Annotated in this window: 19 protein-coding genes; 7 read left to right on the forward strand and 12 right to left on the reverse strand. The window is 72.7% G+C overall.

The annotated features are described in order from the left end of the window. Positions 1-6 precede the first annotated feature (6 nt). The 5 genes from ABD784_RS08720 to ABD784_RS08740 form a co-directional block, all read right to left on the reverse strand. Positions 7-1053 (reverse strand): ribonuclease HI family protein, encoded by a 1047-nt coding sequence (locus tag ABD784_RS08720; RefSeq protein ID WP_344882948.1) that lies wholly within the window; start codon positions 1051-1053, stop codon positions 7-9. A 153-nt stretch (positions 1054-1206) separates the two neighbouring features. Beyond that, entirely contained in the window at positions 1207-2340 is a 1134-nt protein-coding gene (locus ABD784_RS08725) for a glutathione S-transferase family protein (protein WP_344882951.1), read from the reverse strand. A 49-nt stretch (positions 2341-2389) separates the two neighbouring features. Then, positions 2390-2779, reverse strand: a complete 390-nt coding sequence (locus ABD784_RS08730; RefSeq protein WP_344882955.1) for a GNAT family N-acetyltransferase — start codon at positions 2777-2779, stop codon at positions 2390-2392. 47 nt (positions 2780-2826) lie between these two features. After that, positions 2827-3936: a pirin family protein gene (locus tag ABD784_RS08735; RefSeq protein WP_344882958.1), complete on the reverse strand. Its 1110-nt coding sequence runs from the start codon at positions 3934-3936 to the stop codon at positions 2827-2829. A gap of 10 nt (positions 3937-3946) precedes the next feature. Next, positions 3947-5854, reverse strand: a complete 1908-nt coding sequence (locus tag ABD784_RS08740; RefSeq protein WP_344882961.1) for an ABC transporter ATP-binding protein — start codon at positions 5852-5854, stop codon at positions 3947-3949. A gap of 69 nt (positions 5855-5923) precedes the next feature. Between ABD784_RS08740 and ABD784_RS08745 the strand changes: the two genes are divergently transcribed. Both ABD784_RS08745 and ABD784_RS08750 read left to right on the forward strand, forming a co-directional pair. Further along, the gene (locus ABD784_RS08745; protein WP_344882964.1) at positions 5924-6424 is read left to right on the forward strand and encodes a MarR family winged helix-turn-helix transcriptional regulator; all 501 of its coding nucleotides are present in this window, start codon (positions 5924-5926) and stop codon (positions 6422-6424) included. An 88-nt stretch (positions 6425-6512) separates the two neighbouring features. Beyond that, entirely contained in the window at positions 6513-7928 is a 1416-nt protein-coding gene (locus ABD784_RS08750; protein WP_344882967.1) for a glucose-6-phosphate dehydrogenase, read from the forward strand. Positions 7929-7980: 52 nt separating this feature from the next. Here ABD784_RS08750 and ABD784_RS08755 read toward each other — a convergent pair whose 3' ends face one another. The 3 genes from ABD784_RS08755 to ABD784_RS08765 are packed head-to-tail and all read right to left on the reverse strand — an operon-like array spanning position 7981 to position 12099. Further along, positions 7981-9912 (reverse strand): SIP domain-containing protein, encoded by a 1932-nt coding sequence (locus tag ABD784_RS08755; protein ID WP_344882970.1) that lies wholly within the window; start codon positions 9910-9912, stop codon positions 7981-7983. Position 9913: 1 nt separating this feature from the next. Then, positions 9914-10945 (reverse strand): FecCD family ABC transporter permease, encoded by a 1032-nt coding sequence (locus tag ABD784_RS08760; protein WP_344882973.1) that lies wholly within the window; start codon positions 10943-10945, stop codon positions 9914-9916. Next, positions 10942-12099, reverse strand: a complete 1158-nt coding sequence (locus tag ABD784_RS08765) for a FecCD family ABC transporter permease (protein ID WP_344882976.1) — start codon at positions 12097-12099, stop codon at positions 10942-10944. The genes ABD784_RS08760 and ABD784_RS08765 overlap by 4 nt, the downstream gene beginning before the upstream one ends. Positions 12100-12203: 104 nt before the next feature. Between ABD784_RS08765 and ABD784_RS08770 the strand changes: the two genes are divergently transcribed. Beyond that, positions 12204-13118, forward strand: a complete 915-nt coding sequence (locus tag ABD784_RS08770) for an MBL fold metallo-hydrolase (protein ID WP_344882979.1) — start codon at positions 12204-12206, stop codon at positions 13116-13118. Between the two features lie 95 nt (positions 13119-13213). Here ABD784_RS08770 and ABD784_RS08775 read toward each other — a convergent pair whose 3' ends face one another. After that, positions 13214-14254 carry an ABC transporter substrate-binding protein gene (locus ABD784_RS08775; protein ID WP_344882983.1) on the reverse strand — a complete coding sequence of 347 codons (1041 nt, stop codon included), beginning with the start codon at positions 14252-14254 and terminating at the stop codon, positions 13214-13216. 291 nt (positions 14255-14545) lie between these two features. Here ABD784_RS08775 and ABD784_RS08780 point away from each other — a divergent pair, with 291 nt between their 5' ends. Genes ABD784_RS08780 through ABD784_RS08795 form a run of 4 tightly spaced genes read left to right on the forward strand, consistent with a single transcriptional unit; the run spans position 14546 to position 18414 of the window. After that, on the forward strand, positions 14546-15538 hold the full coding sequence (locus ABD784_RS08780) for an ABC transporter substrate-binding protein (RefSeq protein WP_344882986.1): 993 nt from the start codon (positions 14546-14548) through the stop codon (positions 15536-15538). 53 nt (positions 15539-15591) lie between these two features. After that, positions 15592-16566 carry an ABC transporter permease gene (locus ABD784_RS08785; RefSeq protein ID WP_344882989.1) on the forward strand — a complete coding sequence of 325 codons (975 nt, stop codon included), beginning with the start codon at positions 15592-15594 and terminating at the stop codon, positions 16564-16566. Continuing rightward, positions 16553-17659 (forward strand): iron chelate uptake ABC transporter family permease subunit, encoded by a 1107-nt coding sequence (locus ABD784_RS08790; protein WP_344882992.1) that lies wholly within the window; start codon positions 16553-16555, stop codon positions 17657-17659. The genes ABD784_RS08785 and ABD784_RS08790 overlap by 14 nt, the downstream gene beginning before the upstream one ends. Next, positions 17656-18414 carry an iron ABC transporter ATP-binding protein gene (locus ABD784_RS08795; RefSeq protein ID WP_344882995.1) on the forward strand — a complete coding sequence of 253 codons (759 nt, stop codon included), beginning with the start codon at positions 17656-17658 and terminating at the stop codon, positions 18412-18414. The genes ABD784_RS08790 and ABD784_RS08795 overlap by 4 nt, the downstream gene beginning before the upstream one ends. A gap of 47 nt (positions 18415-18461) precedes the next feature. Here the strand turns inward: ABD784_RS08795 and ABD784_RS08800 are convergent, their stop codons facing one another. The 3 genes from ABD784_RS08800 to ABD784_RS08810 all read right to left on the reverse strand — a co-directional run bounded on the left by ABD784_RS08800 (position 18462) and on the right by ABD784_RS08810 (position 21398). Beyond that, on the reverse strand, positions 18462-19313 hold the full coding sequence (locus ABD784_RS08800; protein WP_344882998.1) for a TVP38/TMEM64 family protein: 852 nt from the start codon (positions 19311-19313) through the stop codon (positions 18462-18464). 182 nt (positions 19314-19495) lie between these two features. Then, positions 19496-20188, reverse strand: coding sequence for a YqaJ viral recombinase family protein (locus ABD784_RS08805; RefSeq protein ID WP_425582947.1), 693 nt, complete (start codon positions 20186-20188; stop codon positions 19496-19498). A 67-nt stretch (positions 20189-20255) separates the two neighbouring features. Beyond that, a complete protein-coding gene (locus ABD784_RS08810; RefSeq protein ID WP_344883004.1) occupies positions 20256-21398 on the reverse strand; it encodes a mechanosensitive ion channel family protein in 1143 nt (380 codons plus the stop codon). Positions 21399-21406 lie beyond the last annotated feature (8 nt).

Here is a 21406-nt window from a genome sequence, read left to right on the forward strand (position 1 = left end):
CGGCGCTCAGCGTTCGGGGGTGGACTGGCGGAAGCGCAGGCGCCAGCGGTCGCCGTGGCGCTCCCAGAGCGAGCTGACGACGGCGCTGTAGCCGGCACCGGAGAGCCGGTAGAGGACCTGGAGCGCGCCCGCGCCCGTCCGCCCGGCGTCCAGCAGCTCGAAAGTCCCGGCGGGGCTCTGGGCGCCCTCCTCGAGGAGGGCCAGTGCGGTGTCGCGGTCCTGCAGCTGGCCCGTGGAGCTGACCTGACGGAAGTCGGGGTGGAGCAGGTAGGACACCTGGCTGGGGTCGGCGCGCACGGCCGGCTCCAGCAGCTCGCGCTCGAGAGTCACCACCGCGTCGGTCTCCACGCTGCCCGTGCCGAGCTCCTGGACGTCGTCGAACGCCGGCTCCTCGAGCGAGCTGAAGAGATCGGGCTCGGCAGTGTGCCGCCCGGCCACCGGCGCCTCCGCGAGGGCTGACGGGGCGGAATGACCGGGTGCCTCCGGGGGCAGCTCCGTGGTGTCGCTGGCCGTGGTGCCGCTGGCCGTGGCGCGGCCCGCCGCGGGGCGACTCGCCTGCGCGGCGATGACCGGCGCGGCGGCCGAGCCAAGTGTCAGGCCGGGGCCGCTGTCCGGCTCGAGGCCGCGCTGGAAGGCCGTGGCGACGGCACGGGCGCGCACGTCGGCGGCCTCGTTCAGCTCGTGGCCTGCGTGCCCCTTGACCCATTCGAACGTGTAGGTGCGGCCGGCGAGCGCCGCGTCCAGCTGCTTGAGCAGGTCGACGTTGAGGACCGGCTTGCCGTCCGCCTTCTTCCAGCCGCGACGCTTCCAGCCCTTCATCCACTTGGTCACCGAGTTGATGACGTACTGGGAGTCGCACAGGATGTGCAGCGGCTCGCCGGCACGGTCTGCCGTGGCGTTGAGGAGGTCCAGGACGGCCATGAGCTCGCCCATGTTGTTGGTGCCGTGCGGCCAACCTCCGGCCCGCCAGTTCGCCTCGTCGATGTACCAGGCCCAGCCCGCCGGGCCCGGGTTGCCCAGTGCTGAGCCGTCTGCGGCTGCCGTGATCGTCATGGCGTCCATCCTGCCACGGGCCTCCCGCGGGAAGGCGCCGGCTGTCGGCGGCCCCGGGGCCGGGCGTCGGGTGGGCCCCCGACCGTCGCCCGCCGCCCGCCGCCCGTCGGCCCGACACCGGCCCGACACCGGTCCGGTGCCGGGCCGTGCCGGCTACGCGGGGTAGAGGGGGCTGTGCCCGGGTGCGACGCGTTCGCCGGGGCGGACCGGCCCGGGTGCGGTCCCGTCGCCGAACGGACTGCCGCCCAGCGCCTCGCGTCCGTGCTCGGTGAGCCACCCGGAGAGGTCCGGGCCCTTCGGGACGATCTGGGTGGGGTTCACGTCCTCGTGGACCACGTAGTAGTGCTGCTTGATCTGGACGAAGTCGATCGTGTCGCCGAAGCCGGGCGTCTGGAAGAGGTCGCGGGCGTAGCCCCAGAGCGCCGGCAGCTCGGACAGCTTGCTGCGGTTGCACTTGAAGTGGCCGTGGTAGACCGGGTCGAAGCGCACGAGGGTGGTGAAGAGGCGGACGTCCGCCTCCGTGATGGTGTCCCCCATGAGGTAGCGCCGGCCGGCCAGGCGCTCCTCCAGCCAGTCCAGCCCGGCCCAGAGCCGGTCGTAGGCCTCGTCGTAGGCCTCCTGGCTCCCGGCGAAGCCGCACCGGTAGACGCCGTTGTTGACCTCCGTGAAGATCCGTTCGATGACCGGCTTCATCTCCTCCCACTGCGCCGCCGGCACCAGGTCCGGCGCGCCCTCGCGGTGGTGGTCCCGCCACTCCGTGGAGAAGTCCAGGGTCATCTGCGGGTAGTTGTTGGTGACCACCGCGCCGGACTCCACGTCCACCAGGGCCGGGACGGTGATGCCGCGCGGGTAGTCCGGGAACCGCTTGAAGTAGTTCTCCTGCAGCCGCTCGGTCCCGAGCACGGGGTCCCTCCCGCCCTCGTCCAGGTCGAAGGTCCACGACCGGGCGTCGTGGACCGGTCCCGGGGTGCCCAGGGAGATGGCGTCCTCGAGCCCAAGCAAACGGCGGACGATCAGTGCCCGATTGGCCCAGGGGCAGGCGCGGGCAGCCACCAGCCGGTACCTGCCCGGCTCCGCCGGCCACGCGGTGGCCCCCTCCGTCAGTCCGACGCCGAGCTCGCCGATCTTGGACGGCTCCGCCGGCGGGAGGGCGCTCACGGCGTCCACGTCGGAGACGATCCGGTCCTCGATGTAGTTCGTGTCCCGGGTGAACTCCCCGCCCGTCACGTAGCTGCCGCGGGTGGAATGGGCGGTGCCCCGGTCGCTGCTGTTCGTCTCGTCTGCCATGCGGGTCTCCTCGGTGTCGTGACTCTGCTGACTGGCCCTGCCGGGCGGGCTATTCCCCGTCGCCGCCCTGGACGGCGTCCACGTGCTCCTGGCGCACCGGGTCGACGTGGCCGCCGAACTCGTCCCGGTGCTTCGCGACGTAGACCTTGATGTAGGGGCAGACCGGGATGATCCGCAGCCCGGTCTCCACGGTCTCCCGCAGGGCGAAGGCCGCGAGCGTCCCGGCGAGGCCGCGGCCGCTGTACTCGTCGTCGACGACGGTGTGGAAGAAGATCCTGGCGTCGTCGCCGTAGGGCCGGTAGTGGGCGCTGCCGACGACGGGCTCGCCGGAGGCGCCCGCGTCGACGAGCTCGTAGCGCTGCCGGTCCGGGTCGTGCCGGACCAGGATGTCGGCGTTCTGGTCCGCGCCGCCGTCGATGTGCGGGGCTTCCTCTGACATGGTTCCTCCTGCGTGGTCGGGCTGTGGATGCTGGCTGCGGGGTCCGGCTACTGCTCGCGCGGCCGGAGCCGGACGTTCGGGAGCGTCGGCGCCGGCAGCGGCGGAGGCGTGCCCTCCGGGAACCTGCCGAAGCGCGGGTAGGGGGCGCCGTCGTCGTACTCCGCCGACGCCGGGGCGCTCCCGTCGGCGGGCTCGGCGCCGATCTCGGCCTGCCAGGCGCGGCGGTAGGCGACGATCTCGTCGTGGTCCCGGCCCACGAAGTTCCACCACATGATGATCCGCTCGCCCATCGGGGCGCCGCCGATGAGGACCGCCCGCACCGGCCGCTCCCCCGCGGCCAGGACGACGGCGGTGCGCCCCGTCGGGAGGTACGCCAGGTGGTTGCCCGGCACGATGTGTCCGTCCATCGCCAGATCGCCGGCGTCGAGCAGGATGCCGTGCTCGAAGTCCGGGTCCAGCTCGAGGGTCACGGAGGCCCCGGCGTCGACGAGGATCTCGGCGCCGACGGTGGGGTGGTGCGCGGTCACCGGCGAGGCGCTGCCGGCGAGCTCACCGAGGAAGACGCGCAGCTCGGCACCCCCTGCGCCGGACACGTCGCCGTCGGAGGGAACGCCGCCGGGGGCCTCGCCGGTGGGCGTGCGGCCGGGGGCGGTGCTGGGTGCTCGGCCCGGCAGGTGCACGGGCCGGGGCGCGTAGTGCTCGAAGGTGGGCTCCATGCCCCGCGCCCGGTCCGGCAGCGCGAGCCACAGCTGGACGCCGTGGAGCACCTCGGTGCCCGGGGTGGAGAACTCGGAGTGGCTGATGCCGCGACCGGCGGTCATCAGGTTGAGCTCGCCGGGACGCACGATCGCCTCGAACCCGGCGGAGTCGCGGTGCTCGATCTCGCCGGTGAAGAGCCAGCTGACCGTCTGCAGCCCGGTGTGCGGGTGGCGCGGGACGTTCATGCCTCCGGTCGCCGAGACCCGGTCCGGGCCATAGTGGTCCAGGAAGCACCAGGCGCCGATGAGGCTGCGGTGGCGCTGGGGCAGGGTGCGGCGGACGTCCATGGCGCGGGTCCCGCCGAGCGGCACGTCGCGCGGCTCCAGCAGGACGACGCCGGTGCACGGGTCGCCGGCCCGGCACACCAGTTCGTCCGGCGCGGTCTGCAGGTCGCTCATGGCGCCCAGCCTAGTGCCGGCGGCTGGAATCGGCACCTGCCCCGGAGTACTGGCCGGGGCGGTGATTGAGGCCGGGGCCGGCGGCGGCCAGCCGCGCGAAGGCGCCGCCGGCGGCGAGCAGTTCGCCGGGGGCGCCGCGCTCGACGATCCGGCCGGCGTCGAGCACCGCCACCTGGTCGGCTGCGACGACCGTGGAGAGCCGGTGGGCGATCGTGAGCGTGGTGCGCCCGGCCGCCAGCCGGTCCAGGGCCGCCTGGACCTCCGCCTCGGTGGCGGTGTCCAGGGCGCTCGTGGCCTCGTCCAGCACCAGCACGCGCGGGTTCTTCAGCAGGGTGCGGGCGATCCCGAGCCGCTGCTGCTCTCCGCCGGAGAAGCGGTGCCCCCGGGCCCCCACCAGGGTGTCCAGGCGGTCCGGGAGGCGGCGGACCGTGTCGGCCAGGCGGGCGGCCTCGAGGGCCTCCCACAGGCGGTCCTCGTCCGCGTCCGGCGCGGCGAGCCCGAGGTTCTCCCGGATGCTGGAGTGGAGCAGATACGACTCCTGGCTGACGACGCCGACGATCGCGGCCAGGTCCGCCGGATCCATCTCCCGCACGTCCACCCCGTCGATCGTGACGCGCCCGCGGCTCGGGTCGTGGAGCCGCGGCACCAGGGCGCCCAGCGTGGACTTGCCGGAGCCGGTGGCCCCGACGATCGCCGTCGTGCTGCCCGCCGGGACCGTCAGGTCGACGCCGCTGAGGACGGCCTCGCCGTCGTACCGGAAGTCCACGCCCTCGAACCGGACCTCGCCGCGGACCCGCGCGGGGTCCACACGGACCGGGGAGGCCGGCGGCGCGACGGACGGGACCAGGTCCAAATACTCGAAGATGCGGCTGAACAGCGCCAGGGCGGTGACCCACTGGACGCCGACGTTCAGCAGCCCCATGACCGGGCGGAAGATGGCGGCCTGCAGGGCGGTGAAGGCGACGAGGGTGCCGATGCTCAGCCCGGCGCCGGCGGTGCCGGCCCCGGAGAGGCCGGCCGCCAGGTAGATCGCCGCCGGGATCGCGGCGAAGACTAGGCCCATCGTCGCCATCCGCCACTGCCCGGCGAGCTGGGAGCGGATCTCGAGCCCGATCAGCCGCTCCGAGGACTCGGTGAAGGCCCGGGCCGCGCGTTCCGCCGTGCCCAGTGTCTTCGCCAGGCGCACCCCGGACACGGAGAGGCCCTCCTCCACCTGGGTGTGGAGCCGGGCGAGCTCGCGCTGGCGGGCCGCGGTGATGTCCCGGCGGAGCAGCGCGACGCGGCGGGACAGCAGGACCGCCGGCGGCAGGACGGCCAGGGAGATCAGGCTCAGCCGCGGCGAGAGGGCGACCATCGCGGCCGCCGTGGCGACGGTGGTGGTCAGGTGGGAGGCCACGGATGTCGCCGTGGACGTGACCACGCCCTGCATCCCGGAGATGTCGTGCGTGAGCCGGGACTGAACCTCGCCGCCGCGGGTCCGCGTGAAGAAGCCGAGGGACTGCGCCTGCAGATGGGTGAAGAGCCGGGTGCGCAGCGCGTGCATGACCTGCTGGCCCATCCGGGTGGCCAGCCAGGTCTGGACGACGCCGACGGCGGCCGTGGCCGCCGCGACCGCCACCATCGCACCGGTCAGTCGCAGCAGGAGCGCGAGGTCCTGGCGCGGCAGCGCCTCGTCGATCACCGCGCGGATTAGGAAGGGCTGGGCCAGGCCCACCACCGAGGAGACGGTGATGAGGAGGACGACGACGGCGATGGTCCCGCGATGCGGCGCGAAGAGCGCTGCGATGCGGCGCAGTTCGGCCGGGCGCCGCTCGAGCTGCTCCCGGTCGGCGCCGGAGACGCGGGCCGGTCCGCCGCGTCCGCCGTCGTCCGCTGGGCGGGGAAAGGACCCACGCGTCGTCTGTGCTGTGAGTGCCACCCGGCATCACCTCCGATTGGTGAGGTTACCTCACAATGTGGCTGGGTAACAACGGGTAGGGTGGGTGGTATGGAGCACGATCACGACCCGGCCGACCTCGGGCACCTCATGCACGCCGCGTTCCGCCGCCTGCGCGGGACGTGGACGGAGCAGCTGGCACCCTGGGGCCTCACGCCGTTCCAGTGGCGGGCCCTGAACGTACTCGTGCGGCAGCAGGATCGGCCCGTGCGGCAGCAGGATCGGCCCGTGCCGCAGCAGGATCGGGGGGACGGGCCGGAGGGGCCCGCGTGCATGCGGCCCAAGGACCTCGCCGCGCGGCTGCGGATCGCCGCCCGGACCGCCACCGAGGTGGTGGATCAGCTGGAGGGCAAGGGACTCGTGGCCCGCCGCCCCGACCCGGCGGACCGCCGCGCGGTCCTCGTCGCCCTCACCGCCGACGGCCTCGGGCTGGCCCGCAGCATCCACGAGGAGCGCCGGCGGCTCTCCGACGAGTACTTCTCCGTCCTGCCGGCGGAGGACCGCGCGGAGCTCGCCCGGATCCTGCACCGACTGGCCGCAGCCGAGGACTGACCCGCCGGCGGCGGCACGTCCGTCCTGCCGACGGGGAACCCCGCACCGGGCGGTTCCGCCGCCGCGGGCGACGTGCCACAGTATGACCATGGCTGAAACGACGCTGCTGATACTCGGAGCCTCCGGCGATCTGACGTCCCGACTGCTCCTGCCCGGCCTCGCGACGCTGCTCGCGGCGGAGCCCTCGCGGGAGGTGCGCGTCGCGGGCTCGGACCTGAAGGAGATCGACGACGCCGAGTGGCGGGACCTCGTGCGGCAGGCCTTCGAGCAGGGCGTCCCCGCACCCGCGGAGCCGGACGGCGGCCAGGACTCGCCCGACCGAACTGCCCTCGACCGGGCCCTGGAGACGACGAGCTACACGGCGGGCGACGCCACCGACGCTCGAGCCCTGCAGTCCTTGGTCGACTCCCTCGACCTCGCCGCGGAGAACCGCCTGGTGGTCTACTTCGCGCTCCCCCCGCACATCACCGCCAAGGTCTGCGAGGCGCTGGTGGACGTCGACCTCCCGGAGCAGACCATCCTCGCCGCCGAGAAGCCCTTCGGCACCGACGGCGAGCGCGCCCGGGAGCTCAACCGACTCCTCACGCGCATCGTCCCCGAGGAGCAGATCTTCCGCATCGACCACTTCCTGGGCCTCTACACAGTCCTGAACATCCTCGGCCTGCGCTTCGCGAACCGGCTCTTCGAGCGGGTCTGGGACCGCGACTCGATCGAGAGGGTGGAGATCTTCTACGACGAGACCGTCACCCTCGAGGGGCGCGCCGGCTACTACGACCGCGCGGGCGCCCTGCGGGACATGCTGCAGAGCCACCTGCTGCAGGTCATGGCCCTGATGGCGATCGACCAGCCGGCCTCGATCGAGGAGAGGGACCTGCGCGACGCCGTCGGCCAGGTCCTGCGGGCCGCCCGCGTCCCGGACCCGGCCCGGCACTCCCGCCGCGCACGCTACACCGCCGGCCGCATCGGCGAGCGCGACGTCCCCGACTACACCAGCGAGGAGGGCGTCGACCCGGAGCTGAACACGGAGACGCTCGCCGAGATCCAGGTGGAGATCGCCAACCACCGGTGGGCGGGCGTGCCCTTCGTGCTGCGCAGCGGCAAGTCCTTCGGCCGAGGCCAGAAGCAGGCGATCGTGCACTTCCGCGACCCGGCGCACGTGCCGGGCGGGCTGCAGGGGCGGAACACACCCGACTCGCTGACGATCGACTTCAAACCGGACTGCTTCACCCTGCGGGTCACCACCAACGGGCGAGGCGACCCCTTCACGCTCGAGCAGACGGAGCTGACCGGCGAGCTCGGCGGCGGCCAGCTCGAGCCCTACGGCGAGGTGCTCGCCTCCATGCTCGACGGCGACCTGCGCCTCGCCGTCCGCGGCGACGCGGCCGAGGAGTGCTGGCGGATCGTCACGCCGGTGCTGCAGGCCTGGGCGGCGAACGAGGTCCCCATGGACACGTACCCGGCCGGCTCCCGCGGACCCGAGGACTGGGAGACCACCGCGGAGTAGCCCGGCCGGCCGCCGCTCGCGGGCGCCGGCCGGACCAGACGGGCGCCGGCCGCTACATCTCCGCCTTGCCGCGGCGCCAGTAGCCCATGAACGAGACCTGCTTGCGGTTCAGGCCGGCGTCGCGCACCAGGTACCGGCGGAGCTCCTTGATGGTCCCGGCCTCCCCGGCGAGCCAGGCGTAGAACGGGTGGGCGCCGGCCTCCGCGGTCTCCCAGAGGATCGTGGAGTCCACGTCGATGTCCTCCGGGTCCTGCCCGGGAACGACGGCGCCGGCCGCCGGGATCGCGACGGCGGAGCGGACGGCCTGGTTGAGGAGCTCGCCGTGCGGCCGCGATCCGCGCGGGAGCCACTGCACGGACACACCGGACCGGGTGAACGAGCCCTGGATGTCGTCCACGCCCGGGACCTCGATGAACGCGTTGCCGGTCATCCCGGGCGGCAGGGTCTCGAGGATGGAGCAGATGGCCGGCGCGGCCGTCTCGTCGCCGGCCAGCAGGACGCGCCGGGCCGTCCCGGGGCGGAACTCGATGCCGGCGTAGTCGGGCGCGCACAGCCTGGAGTTCGGGCCGAGCATGGTGATCCGGGCGCCCGGCTCGGCCTCGGCGGCCCAGACCGACGCAGGCCCGCCGATGAGCTTGCCACCCTCGCGCTTGACGTGCAGCACGAAGTCGATGTCGATCTCCGGGAACTCGCCGACGTTGCCGGGGTGCCCGGCGGGGCGGAAGGAGCGGATGGAGTAGGTGCGCAGCCACCCGCGCTCCTCGGGGTCCACGGCGAGCCACTTGCGGTACCAGCCCGCGACGTCGTCCGCAGCGATCCGCCCATCCGGGCGCAGGGCCGCGAAGTGGTCCGCGCCGCTGGCGGTGGAGGACGGGATGACGAGCTTGATCCGGAGGTCCAGTGGGTGCCCGCCGGTCCCGAAGTGGGCCAGGTCCGCGCCGGTGAAGGTCACGCGGCGGTAGCTCGGGCTCAGGGTCGTCGCGGCCACGGCGGTCAGCTCGAAGGCCACCGTGGGGCACGCGTCGAGCGCGGCGAGCAGCCCGTCGCTGCCCTCGGCACCGGGCCGGGGCGCGTCGACGCCGGCGTGCTCGGCGTCCTCCGCGACGGCGGCGGTGGGCGCCGCGGCGACGCTGGGCACGGTGCCGGCGCCTCCGTCGGCAGCGGCCGGGCGGCCTGCGCTCTGCTCCGGGTCGCGGACCACGCGGTGGCGGCCGATCGGCAGGACCAGCGGCGTCCCCGCCACGGGGTCGGGGATCACGCGTGAGGGCATGCCGAAGACGTCCTGGACCATCTTCTCGGTCACGACGGCGGCCGGGTGGCCCTGCGCGTACACGTCGCCGTGCTTGAGCGCCACCAGGTTGTCGGCGTAGCGGGCGGCCAGGTTCAGGTCGTGCAGGACGATCGCCACGGTGGTGCCGCGGCGGCGGTTGAGGTCCGCGACGACGTCGAGCACCTCCAGCTGGTGGGCGACGTCGAGGTAGGTGGTCGGCTCGTCGAGCAGCAGCAGGTCGGTCTCCTGGGCGAGGGCCATCGCGATCCAGACCCGCTGGCGCTGGCCGCCGGAGAGCTCGTCGATGGCGCGCTCGGCGAGCTCCTCGGTGCCGGTGGCGTGCAGCGCCCGGCCGACGGCGTCATCGTCCTCGGCGGACCACCGGCGGAACCAGCCCTGGTGCGGGTAGCGGCCGCGCCCCACGAGCTCGCGCACGGTGATGCCGTCCGGGGCGATCGGGGTCTGCGGCAGGAGGCCGAGCACCTTGGCGATCTCGCGCGCCGGCTGCGTGTGGATGTCCTTGCCGTCGAGCACCACGGAGCCGGCCGAGGGCTTGAGCAGCCGGGCCATGCCGCGCAGCAGCGTGGACTTGCCGCAGCCGTTGGCGCCGACGATCATCGTCACCTCGCCCGCGGGCAGCTCCAGGGTCAGGTCGTTGACGATCATCGACTTGTCGTAGCCGAGGGTGAGCGATTGGGCTTCGAGACGGGCCATGTCAGCCTCCCATTCCTTGTTGGTTGGAGCGCACCAGGAGCCAGAGCAGGAACGGCGCGCCGAGCGCGCCGGTCACCACCCCGACCGGAAGACTGGTGTCGCCGAAGAGATTGGAGCCGGCGAAGTCGGCGGCCAGCACGAGGGCCGAGCCGACGAGCGCCGAGCAGAGGAAGTCGGTGCGGCCGCCCGTGAGCAGCCGGGCCAGCGGGCCCGCGAGGAACGCGACGAACGCGATCGGTCCCGTGACGGATGTGGCGGCCGCGGTGAGCGCGACTCCCAGCACTACCAGCGTCAGCCGGCTCCGGGAGACGTCGACGCCGAGGCCGGCGGCGGCGTCGTCGCCGAGCTGGAGCACCTTGAGCCGGGTGGCGGCGAAGGCCGTCAGCGGTGCCAGCACGGCCAGCGCCGCCGCGAGGGTCCCCACGCGCTCCCAGTTGCTGTTGGAGAGCGAGCCGACCAGCCAGTGCAGCGCGTCGCCCGCGCTGCGCACGTCGGTGCTGGTGAGCAGGTAGTTCATGACCGCGTGGAGCATGGCGCCGGCACCGATGCCCATGAGGATCAGGCGCCCGCCGGTGTGCTGTCCGGAGTCCGCGAGGAAGTACACCACGAGGGCCACGGCCAGGGCGCCGACGAACGCGGCGACGCTGAGCCAGGGCCCCTGCAGGCCGAGCACCAGCATCCCCGTCACGGCGGCGGTGGCGGCCCCGAAGCCGATCCCGATGATGTCCGGACTGGCCAGCGGGTTGCGCAGGAGCGTCTGGAAGATCGTGCCGGAGAGTCCGAGCGCGGCGCCGGCGAGCGCTCCGACGAGCGCCGTGGGCAGCCGGTCCTCCATGACGATGAAGCTCACGCCCGGGACGGTCTCGCCCGAGAGCACGGCGAGGAGCTCGGGCACGGTCACGGTCAGGGAGCCCAGGAGCAGCTTCACGAGGAACAGGACCACGACGGCGCCGCCGAGGGCCGCGGCGATCCGCCGCCCGCGGTGGGGCCGGCGCAGCGTGGGGACGGTGCGGTCCGTGACGGTCGCGGTCACAGGGCCACCTGCTTCCGCGTGCGGATCAGCCAGATGAAGAAGGGCGCGCCGATCACGGCGGTCATGACGCCGACCTGGACCTCCGAGGGCGGCAGGACCACGCGGCCGAGCGTGTCGGCGAGGAGCAGGAGCACCGGCCCGGCGAGCGCGGACAACGGCAGCAGCGCCCGGTAGTCGCCGCCGATGAGGGCGCGCAGCCCGTGCGGGATGACGAGCCCCACGAAGGCGATGGGCCCGGCGATCGCCACGGCCGTGCCGACGAGCAGGACCACGCCGACGGCGGCGAGGCCGCGCCCGCGGCCCACGCGGATGCCGAGCCCGGCGGCGGCGTCGTCCCCCAAGGCGAGCGCGTTGAACAGGCGGGCCGAGAGCAGGCAGACGGCGGCGCCGGCCACGAGGAACGGGATCAGCGAGACCATGGTCTCCGTGGTCCGCACGCCGAGGGTGCCGACCTGCCAGAAGCGGAAGCCGTCCAGCGCGGTCTGGTCCATCATGAGCACCCCGTGCATGACGGAGGTGCATCCGGCCGTGAGCGCGGCGCCGGCGAGCGCGAGCTTCACCGGCGTGGCCCCCTCGCGGCCGATGCTCGCGACGACGTAGACCACGACGGCGGCGAGTGCGCAGCCGCCGAAGCCGAGCCAGACGAACCCGGTGACGTCGACGACGCCGGCCAGGTGGATGCCCAGGACCACGGCGAGCGCGGCGCCGGCGTTCAGGCCCAGGATGCCGGGGTCGGCCAGCGGATTCCGGGTGATGCCCTGCAGGGCGGTGCCGGCGAGCGCGAGCGCGAGTCCGGCGAGCAGCCCGGCGACGGTTCGCGGGATCCGCGAGTGCACCACCAGGTGGTCCCCGTCGGCGGGGTCGAAGGCGGTCAGCGCGTCCCAGACCACGGACAGGCCGGTGCTGCGGGCCCCGACGGTCAGCGAGAGGCCGGCCGCGAGGACCAGGAGCGCGCCGAGTCCGACGGCGATCGCGAGGACGCGCGGGAGCGAGCGGCGCCGCCCGGCCGGGGCACCCTGCCCACCGCCCGAGCCGCCGGCCGGCCCCTGGACGGCGCCGGGGACGTCGGGGGCGCCGGGAGTGGCGGGCGCCCCGCCGCCGGCGCGAGCGGGCCCGCGGGCGCCCGGCACGCGCCGGGTGAGAGCTTCAGTCATGTCGTCTTCCGTCGCGTCGTCGTGGAGGTCTCGGCCGGGCCCGCCGGGCGGCGTCCGGCCGCGCGCGTTGTCATCCGCTCCCGCGGCCGACCACACTGGGGGGCATGACGCAGAGTCCCGCGCAGTCCGTCTCCGCCTTCGCCCGCCAGCTGCTGGCGCCCAACCCGGGGCCCATGACCCTGGACGGCACGCAATCCTATGTTCTCGCTTTCCCCGGCGCCGAAGGCACGGTGGTCGTGGACCCGGGGCCTGACGACGCCGGCCATCTGGGAGCGCTGGCCGCCGAGGGCCCGGTGGAGCTGGTCCTGGTGACCCACCGGCACCCCGACCACACGGAGGGGATCGACCGGCTGCACGCGCTGACCGGTGCGCCCGTGCGGGCGGTCCTGCCCGAGCACTGCCGGCCGGCGGCGCCCGGGCATCCGCTGCACGGGACGCTGGCCGGCGACGGCGATCCGCTGCGCCCCGAGGAGGTGGTGGCCGCCGCCGGCCTGCGGATCCGCGTCCTGGCGACGCCGGGCCACACCTCTGACTCGGTGTGCTTCCTGCTCCCGGACGACGGGCCGCACGGCGCCGTGCTGACCGGGGACACGATCCTGGGCCGCGGAACCACCATCCTCGACTTCCCGGACGGGACGCTCGGCGACTATCTCGGGAGCCTGGAGCTGCTGGCCGGCCTCGGCGCCGCCACGGTGCTCCCGGCCCACGGCCCCGTCCTCCCGGACCTCGCCGCCATCGCGGCCGCCTACCGGATGCACCGTCTGGAGCGGCTGCGCCAGGTGCGCGACGCCGTCGTGCAATTGGATCTGCAGTTGGATCCGCCGCTGGATCCGCCGCCGGACGCGCAGCGGATCGCCCCCGAGGACGGCGGGAGCCCCGCCGCACCGGACGTGCGCCGAGTGGCCGACGTGGTCTATGCCGACGTCGACTCCTCGGTGCGCGGTGCTGCGGAGCATTCCGTTGCTGCTCAACTCTCGTATCTGGCGACGCTCGACCCGGCCGGGCGGGCCGCCCTCTGATGCCCGTTCCGGGGGGGCGGTCCATTCCCTGACCGCCCCCGCGGGCGCCGGTTCCGCTGCTCGCGGACCGGCCGGGCCCCTGCTCTGGCGGGTGCCTACTGGGCTGCGGCCTCGGCGGCCGCGACGACGTCCGGCACGACGTTCTCGATGGCCCACGGCAGGCTGAGCGCCGAGGCCGAGGAGATCGCGAGCGTCGAGTGGTCGTCCGTCGTGGTGACGAAGCCGCCGTTGGCGACGCCCGGGATCTGCTTGAAGAGGTCGTGGTTCCGCACGGCCTCCGCGCCCTCCTCGCCGGCGACCCAGCTGTAGAAGACGTCCGACTCGAGCTCGGCGCTGCGCTCCGGCGAGACGTCGCCGTAGAACTGGCCGTCCTCGACCAGTTCGTCGACGACCGGGGCCTGCTCCATGCCGAGCGCCTTGAAGAAGCGGGGGCGCGTGTCGTCGCCCGCGTAGAGGCTCAGCGTGTTGGCGGCCGCGTCCACGTTGCCGGCGATGAAGGTGGTCTCCTCCAGGACAGGATTCTCCTCCACGACCGAGGCGAACTGCGCCTCGAGGTCGGCGACGACCTTCTCCGCCTCGTCCGACTTGCCCAGGGCGGCGCCCGTGGCCTCGGTGACGGACTGCCAGGAGGCGAGGTAGTTCTCCTTCTGCGGGCCGACGACCGGCGCGATCTTGGAGAGCTTGTCGTACTCCTCCTGCGTCAGGCCCGAGTAGCCCGCGAGGATGACGTCCGGCGTGGACTCCGCGAGGGCCTCGTAGTTGATGCCGTCGGCCTCGGAGTACTGCACCGGGGCGTTCTCGGTGCCGATCGCGGCGCCGAGCTCCTCGAGCTTGGCGTCCTTCCAGTCGGTGGAGCCGTTCTCGTTGCCGCCCCAGGAGTCCTCGGGCATGGCGACGGGCACCACGCCGAGGGCCAGCGCGGTGTCGGCGTTGACCCACGAGACGGTCGCGACGCGCTCCGGCTGCTCCTCGATGACGGTCTCGCCGTAGATGTGCTCGACGGTCACGGGGAAGCCTCCCGCGCCCTGCTGCGAGTCTGCGGACTCCGCGGGTGCGGCGGAGCCGGAGCACGCCGAGGCGGTGAGAACGACGGCGGCTGCTGCTGCGAGCAGTCCGGCGCGACGGGTGATGGCCATGGGACGTCCTTGCGGTCGGGGATCGTGTTCAGGGGTCGGCGAGCACGGGTCGCCAAGGAGTAAGGCTAGCCTCACTCAGCCCAATTACACAAAACTAGTGTTACGGAAATGTGCCCGCGGGTGAGAAACAGGTCACACGATGACCCGACGCCCCTCGCCCGTTTCCAAGTTAGGCAACCCTTGGTGTAGCTTTCAATGCGACACGGGGTTTTCGAAACGATCCCGTGTTCTAATTCTGCAGCGTCCGTGGCCATGGCCGCCCGGCGCTCCGCTCTCGCCCAGGAGAAGTCGATGAAGCTTTCACTGAAGTCCGCCCTGACGCTGACCGCGGCCGGGGCCGCCGTCCTGTCGCTCGCCGCCTGCGGCAGCACCGCCCCCGCGGCGGGCGACGCCCCGGCGTCGTCCGCCGAGCCGCGGACCGTCACCGTCCAGACGAACAACGGCGAGATGGAGGTCCCCGTCGAGCCGCAGCGCGTGGCGGTGCTGAACAACACCACGTTCGCGACGGTCAAGGCGTTCGGCGTCGAGCCCGTCGCCGTGCCGAAGCCCCTGCTGCCGGCCGAGGGCTACGCGGAGTGGGAGGAGGACCCGGAGATCGCCGACGCCGGCTCGCACCGCGAGGCCCAGCTCGAGGCGGTCAGCGCCGCGGAGCCCGACCTGATCATCGGCGGCGGACGCTTCACCGAGTACACCGAGGACCTGGAGAAGATCGCCCCGGTCGTGGACGTGCAGCCGGACGAGGCGTCGGAGGACGGATGGCTCGGCGGCCTCCGCCACCAGACCGAGGTGCTGGGCCAGATCTTCGGCGAGGAGGAGCGGGCCGCGGAGCTGGTGGCCGCCCTCGACGACGCCCAGACCGCCGCCGAGAAGGCCACCAGCGGCGAGACCGTCTTCCTGGCCAACGCCTCCGGCGGCCGGATCGACAACGGTGCCGGCCGCATCGGGCGGCTCCTCGAGGGCGTGAACCTGGAGGACGTCTTCGCCCAGCAGGACCTGGACGGCGAGTCCGTGCACAACGACTCCGGGCTGGCCCCCGAGACCGTCGCCCAGGCCGATCCGGACTGGATGATCGTCATGGACCGCGACGCGGCGGTCTCCGCCGAGGGCGAGGAGTTCACGCCGGCGGAGTCGCTGGTCGAGGCGCTCGGCGGCGTCTGGGGCGACACCACGTTCCACGCCGGGGACCAGATCATCTACCTGGAGCCGACGTTCTACGTCACCGAGGGCATCGAGGCCTACACGGCCGCCTACCAGCAGATCGCGGACGCGTTCTCGGCCGAGTAGCAGCCACCGGCGCGGGCCCCACGCGGGGCCCGCGCCCCTCCCCGAAGGCCCCCATGCGCACCGCCTCCTCACGCCTCTTCCTGGCCGCCATCGTCGTGGCGGCCCTGTCGCTGACTGCGGCATCGCTGCTGATCGGCGGCTACGAGATCACCCTGCACGGGCTCCTGACGGACCCCGGGGTCCAGCACATGTTCTGGGTCTCACGCGTCCCGCGCACGCTGGCCCTGGTCTTCGCCGCCGCCGCGATGGCCATCTGCGGCGTGATCATGCAGCTCATCACCCAGAACAAGTTCGTGGAGCCCACCACGGCGGGCACGGCCCAGTGGGCGGGCCTCGGGATGCTGGCCGTGCTGCTCGTGAATCCGGGCGCTCCTCCGCTGGCGAAGATGGCCGTGGCCATCGTCTTCGCCTTCGGCGGCACGTGGATCTTCATCGCCTTCCTGAACCGGGTGCGCGTCAAGGACTCCCTGGTGGTCCCGCTCGTCGGGATCATGCTCGGCGCCGTCGTCGGATCCTTCAGCACCTTCATCGCGGGGACCTTCGACCTCCTGCAGACCATGTCCGCGTGGCGCTCGGGCGGCTTCAGCGGGATCGTCGAGGGCTTCTACGAGCCCCTCTGGCTGGCCGCCCTCGCCTGCGGGGCCGCCTACTTCGTCGCGGACCGCTTCACGGTCGCGGGCCTGGGCCGCGACATCGCCACGAACGTCGGCCTGAACTACCACCGGGTCGTCTTCCTCGGCGTCTCGATCGTCGCACTCGCCACGGGAGTGACCGCCGTCGTCGTCGGCTTCATCCCGTTCATCGGGCTGATCGTCCCGAACCTGGTGTCCATGGTCCTCGGCGACGATCTGCGCCGGAACCTGCCGTGGGTCGCCCTCCTGGGCATCGTGCTCCTGCTCGTGTGCGACCTGATCGGCCGCACCATCGTGATGCCGATGGAGATCCCGGCGTCCGTCATCCTCGGCGTCGTCGGCGCCGTCGTGTTCATCGCCCTGGTCCTGAGGCAGCGCAGACATGTCAATGCTTGATTCGAACCGCACGCCCGCCCCTGACGCCGCGCCCGCCGGCCCGGATGCCGGGGGTACGACGCCGGAGCCCGGCGGGGAACGGGCCGTCACCGGGCGCGACCCCGGTCCCGCACGCCTCGGTCCCCCTCGCCTCGGTCCCGCACGCCTCGGTCCGGGCCAGCGGCTGGTCCTGGTGGGAGCCCTGGCCGCCGCGGCGTCGTGCTGCCTGCTCTTCCTGTTCATCCGCGGCTCGTTCGCCTTCGCGATCGACCAGCGGCTCGCCATGCTCGGCACCATGCTGGTGGTCGCCTTCACGCAGGGCGTCGGGACCGTGGTCTTCCACACGGTGACCCACAACCGGATCCTGACCCCGTCGATCATGGGCTTCGACTCGCTCTACACGTTCATGCAGACCATCCTGGTCTGGGTCTTCGGCGGCGTCTTCCTGGCGAGCGTCGAGGGCATCCCGAAGCTGATCGCGGAGACGCTGCTGATGGTGGTCTTCGCGACGCTCCTGTACCGCTGGCTGTTCTCCGGCCGGTTCGGCAGCCTCTACGTGCTGCTGCTGGTCGGGGTGGTCCTGGGCATGGCGTTCGACTCGATCTCGGTCTTCGTCCAGCGGCTCCTGAACCCCACGGACTACGACATGCTCTCGGTGGAGCTGATGGGCCGGATGAGCTCCGTCGACTCCGACTACCTCCCGCTCGCGTTCGCCGTGTGCGCCGCCGTCGGACTCGTGCTGTGGCGCCGGCGCTTCCGGCTGGACGTGCTCCTGCTGGGCCGCGACGCCGCGCAGAACCTGGGCATCGACCACAAACGCGAGCTGACCGTGATGCTGGTGCTGATCGCCGTCATGGTCGCGTTCTCCACCGCGCTGGCCGGGCCGATGACCTTCTTCGGATTCGTCGTCGCGACGCTCGCGTACCAGGTCGCCGGGACGCACCGGCACCAGTACGTGATGCCCATGGCGTTCCTGCTGGGTCTCCTGACCCTGACCGCCGGGCAGTTCGTCCTGGAGCACGTCTTCTACGCGTCGGGCTTCCTGACCGTCATCATCGAATTCGCGGGCGGCACCCTCTTCCTGCTGCTCCTGCTGCGAAAGGGCAAGCTGTGATCGCCTTCAGCGACGTCGTCAAGGACTACAACGGCCTCCGGGTCCTCGGGCCCGTCACGGGCGGGATCTCCGCCGGCGGCGTCACCGCCCTGATCGGCCCGAACGGCGCCGGCAAGTCGACGCTGCTGACCATCATCGGCCGCCTGATGGACCCCTCGGCCGGGCACATCACGGTCAAGGGGCACGACGTCGCCACGACCCGCAGCGCCGACCTCGCCCGGCTGATCTCCGTGCTCCGGCAGGAGAACCACATGACCGCCCGGCTCACGGTGCGCGACCTGGTCGGCTTCGGCCGCTACCCCCACTCGAAGGGACGGCCCACCCCGGAGTGCCGCGCCGCCGTGGACCGCGCCCTGGAGTTCCTCAACCTGACCGCTCTGCAGGACCGGTTCACGGACCAGCTCTCCGGGGGCCAGCGGCAGCGCGCGTACGTCGCCATGGTGCTGGCCCAGGACACCGAGTACATCCTGCTGGACGAGCCGCTGAACAACCTGGACATGAAGCACGCCGTGCTGATGATGCGCCAGCTCCGCCGCGCCGCCGTCGAACTGGGCAAGACCATCGTGATCGTGATCCACGACGTCAACTTCGCGGCGTCCTACTCGGACCACATCATCGCGCTCCGGGACGGCCAGGTCTGCCACACCGGCAGCCCCGACGAGATCATGCGCGACGACGTGCTCACCGACGTCTTCGACACCGACGTGCGGGTGCACCGGATCGAGGACCGCCCCGTGGCGATCTTCACGCACTGACCCGGCCCCCTGCTGACCCAGCGGGCCCCTCCTGCACCGGTGGGACCCTACTGCACCGGAGGAACGAGGGCCGCCCAGAGCAGGAAGGCGACGAGGCCCGCGAGGCCGATGGCCAGGAGGATCGTCCAGCCGAGCGAGAACCGCCACGAGGCGCGCAGGAACGCCGCGTGGTCCTCGCTGGCGACGAACTCGTGGATCCAGCGGCGCTGCCACAGGGCCACCATGCCCAGCGTGAGCAGGACCGCCCCGCCGACGACGATCGGGTTCATGTTCTCGCCGGTGAGGCCCTCCCCCGCGAAGCTCAGCACCAGGTAGCCGGGGAGCCGGCCGGCCAGGGAGACCAGGAGCAGCGTCCGAATCCGCAGGGTGCTCAGTCCGGCCACGAAGGAGACGATGTCGTCCGGGAAGGCCGGGAGCAGGTAGATGAGGAACAGGACGAACGCGCCGCGCCGGGCGATCAGGCGGTCGAACCGCTCCAGCGTCGCGGGCTTGACGAAGCGCTCCACGAACGGCCGGCCGAGCCGTCGGGCGAGGACGAACACCAGCCAGAAGCCGATGAACGCCCCGATCATCGTGTAGAGCAGCCCCAGCCACGGCCCGAACAGCAGCCCGCCCACGAGCCCGCTGACCTGGCCCGGCAGGGGCGCGATGACCACCTGCGCCACCTGCAGGCCGATGAAGGCCAGCGGAGCCGCGGCGCCCAGCCCGCCGATCGTCTCCCGGGCAGTCTCCGGGTCGCTGAAGAGCGGCAGCAGGGGCCGGCCGAAGTGGACGGCGGCCGCGATGGCGGCCGCGCCGAGTACCACCAGGGTGATCGTCAGGAGCACGGAGCGGAGCGGCCTCCGGGCGGGTCGGCCCGGCCTCCGGGCCGGTGCATCGACGGCGTCGTGAGTGTCCATGGCGCCAGACTAGATCCTGACCGGCCCGCAGAGGAGGGATCCGTCCGGATCTCCGGGCCGTCGCGCCGGTATTTCAGGGGGCTCGCCGCCCGGTCTCGGGGTCCGCTCGGGGAAGGCCCGGAGCAGGCGACACGGCTCGTGCAGAGGCGGGACCACTGCAGGGGGCGCGGGAGAGGCCGGGCTCAGTAGTTGAGCGCGGCGGGTCCGTAGTCGGCGCGGCGGGCGGCGCGCTCCTGCTGGGCGACCGTGCGGTGGTGCAGGAGGTCGATCAGGCGGTTGGCATTGCGGATGAGATCGGCGATCTGCTCGTCGTCGCGGTCCACCCACTGGATCCGGGGCTCGTCGTGCAGCGGCCGGAAGTCCCGGTGCTCCTCCCAGACCATGAGCGTACGCTCGGCGCCGATCACATACTGCTGCCACCAGACCTGGCGGAGGTAGTGGCGCGGGATGGAGCGCCAGACCTTGTTGGTCGTCTTGATCTCGGCCAGTTCCACGCGCCCGTCGGGGCGGATCGCGATGCCGTCCGGTGTCGCCAGGTGGCGGATCTCCGCCTCCGCGTGGAACAGGAGGCTGCTCGGCTCGATCCCGTGGTTCCGCAGGACCCAGTCCGCGATCACCGGCTCCCTGGTGCGTCCGTACTCCGTGTAGGGGTTCCCGGTGAACCCGGACCCTCCGAGCTTCGCCTCGACGGCGACCTCGATGCTGCGCGGCGTGGAGAGCTTGGCGACATCGGTCGCGGTGATGCCGCGCGTGCGCGCCCGCAGCCACGCCACCCGGTCGCTGGAATCGGCCACCACGCGGCGCAGGCAGGGATGGTTCTCCCGCTGCTCAGGGGCGGATGGTTGGTCGAACGGCACCGGACCATTCTGCCCCATCGGTGACCCGCCACTCCGTCAGGCGGGCCCGCGTGGCCCGATCCCGTCCGGTCGCGGACCGATCGGGTCAGGCGCCGCCGCCCCGGATCACCGGTTCCGGCAGCGCGTCCGGGTGCTGCTCCTGGAGCGTGCGGAGCAGCTCCTCGCGCACGCTGTTCTGCAGGTTCCACAGGTCGCCCGCATTGCGGGCGGTGAGCCAGATGAACACCGTCATCAGGCCGCCCTTCGCATCGGAGACCGCGAGGCTCGCATCGCGTCCGTCCCACGCCTGGTTCGCCGCGACCGTGTCCTCCAGCCGCTTCCGCAGCAGCTCCACGGGCGCCTTCCAGGTGAGCTCGATCTCGATGCCCCCGGAGACGTCGTCCGTCCCGCGCGAGTAGTTCCGGAACGGGGTGGTGGTGAAGTACGTGGAGGGCAGGATCATCCGGGTGTCGTCGATCAGCTTGACGACGACGTAGGTCAGGGTGATCTCCTCGACGTTGCCGCGCGAGCCCTCGATCACCACGGTGTCGTCCACGCGGAGGGCGTCGGTGAAGGCGAGCTGCAGCCCGGCGAATACATTGGAGAGCGTGGACTGGACCGCCATGCCGGCGATGACGGAGATGAGGCCCGCGGAGGCCAGGATGCCGGCTCCGAGCGCCCGCACCTCGGGGATCAGGAGCAGGATGCCTGCAACGGCGAACACCAGCACGGCCGCGACCACGACCCGCCGGAGCAGCGAGACCTGGGTCCGGAGCTTGGCCATGTGCCGGGCGTCCACGGACTGCTCGCTGCGGTACTTGGAGAGCAGGATCGACTCCACGAGGTGCAGCAGGACGGTCACCAGCCATGCGAACGCGGCGATCATCGTGGCCAGCAGGAGGAAGTCGACCGAGCCGCGCCACTCGGACTCCGGCGCGGTCACGGCGAACGAGCCCAGCGTGCCGATGCAGCTGAGCAGCAGGAACAACGGCCAGCGGGCCCGCTTGATGTCGTCGCGCAGGAGCGGCTTGCGTCGGAGGACCCGGTTCACCACGGCGGCCCCGACCCAGGTGACCACGAACGCGACGACGATCGCGATGCCGGCGCCGACCCAGGGCTGCAGGTAGGCGGGCAGGCCTGCCACGACCTCCTCGGTCAACTTGCCCATCCCGGGGTCCGGCTCGCCGAACCGGTCCGGATCGATGATCGGCTCATCCGTTGCAGGGGCGGTCAGGACGGAAGATTGCATGGTCCAAG

The sequence above is a fragment of the Zhihengliuella alba genome (assembly GCF_039538765.1).
GTDB classification, from domain to species: Bacteria; Actinomycetota; Actinomycetes; order Actinomycetales; family Micrococcaceae; genus Zhihengliuella; species Zhihengliuella alba.

Bases quoted from the DNA above. Each gene is read 5' to 3' on its own strand.
- ABD784_RS08720 (WP_344882948.1), bottom strand. From the start codon at position 1,053: ATGACGATCACGGCAGCCGCAGACGGCTCAGCACTGGGCAACCCGGGC.
- ABD784_RS08725 (WP_344882951.1), bottom strand. From the start codon at position 2,340: ATGGCAGACGAGACGAACAGCAGCGACCGGGGCACCGCCCATTCCACC.
- ABD784_RS08730 (WP_344882955.1), bottom strand. From the start codon at position 2,779: ATGTCAGAGGAAGCCCCGCACATCGACGGCGGCGCGGACCAGAACGCC.
- ABD784_RS08735 (WP_344882958.1), bottom strand. From the start codon at position 3,936: ATGAGCGACCTGCAGACCGCGCCGGACGAACTGGTGTGCCGGGCCGGC.
- ABD784_RS08745 (WP_344882964.1), top strand. From the start codon at position 5,924: ATGGAGCACGATCACGACCCGGCCGACCTCGGGCACCTCATGCACGCC.
- ABD784_RS08750 (WP_344882967.1), top strand. From the start codon at position 6,513: ATGGCTGAAACGACGCTGCTGATACTCGGAGCCTCCGGCGATCTGACG.
- ABD784_RS08755 (WP_344882970.1), bottom strand. From the start codon at position 9,912: ATGGCCCGTCTCGAAGCCCAATCGCTCACCCTCGGCTACGACAAGTCG.
- ABD784_RS08765 (WP_344882976.1), bottom strand. From the start codon at position 12,099: ATGACTGAAGCTCTCACCCGGCGCGTGCCGGGCGCCCGCGGGCCCGCT.
- ABD784_RS08770 (WP_344882979.1), top strand. From the start codon at position 12,204: ATGACGCAGAGTCCCGCGCAGTCCGTCTCCGCCTTCGCCCGCCAGCTG.
- ABD784_RS08775 (WP_344882983.1), bottom strand. From the start codon at position 14,254: ATGGCCATCACCCGTCGCGCCGGACTGCTCGCAGCAGCAGCCGCCGTC.
- ABD784_RS08780 (WP_344882986.1), top strand. From the start codon at position 14,546: ATGAAGCTTTCACTGAAGTCCGCCCTGACGCTGACCGCGGCCGGGGCC.
- ABD784_RS08785 (WP_344882989.1), top strand. From the start codon at position 15,592: ATGCGCACCGCCTCCTCACGCCTCTTCCTGGCCGCCATCGTCGTGGCG.
- ABD784_RS08790 (WP_344882992.1), top strand. From the start codon at position 16,553: ATGTCAATGCTTGATTCGAACCGCACGCCCGCCCCTGACGCCGCGCCC.
- ABD784_RS08800 (WP_344882998.1), bottom strand. From the start codon at position 19,313: ATGGACACTCACGACGCCGTCGATGCACCGGCCCGGAGGCCGGGCCGA.
- ABD784_RS08805 (WP_425582947.1), bottom strand. From the start codon at position 20,188: ATGGGGCAGAATGGTCCGGTGCCGTTCGACCAACCATCCGCCCCTGAG.
- ABD784_RS08810 (WP_344883004.1), bottom strand. From the start codon at position 21,398: ATGCAATCTTCCGTCCTGACCGCCCCTGCAACGGATGAGCCGATCATC.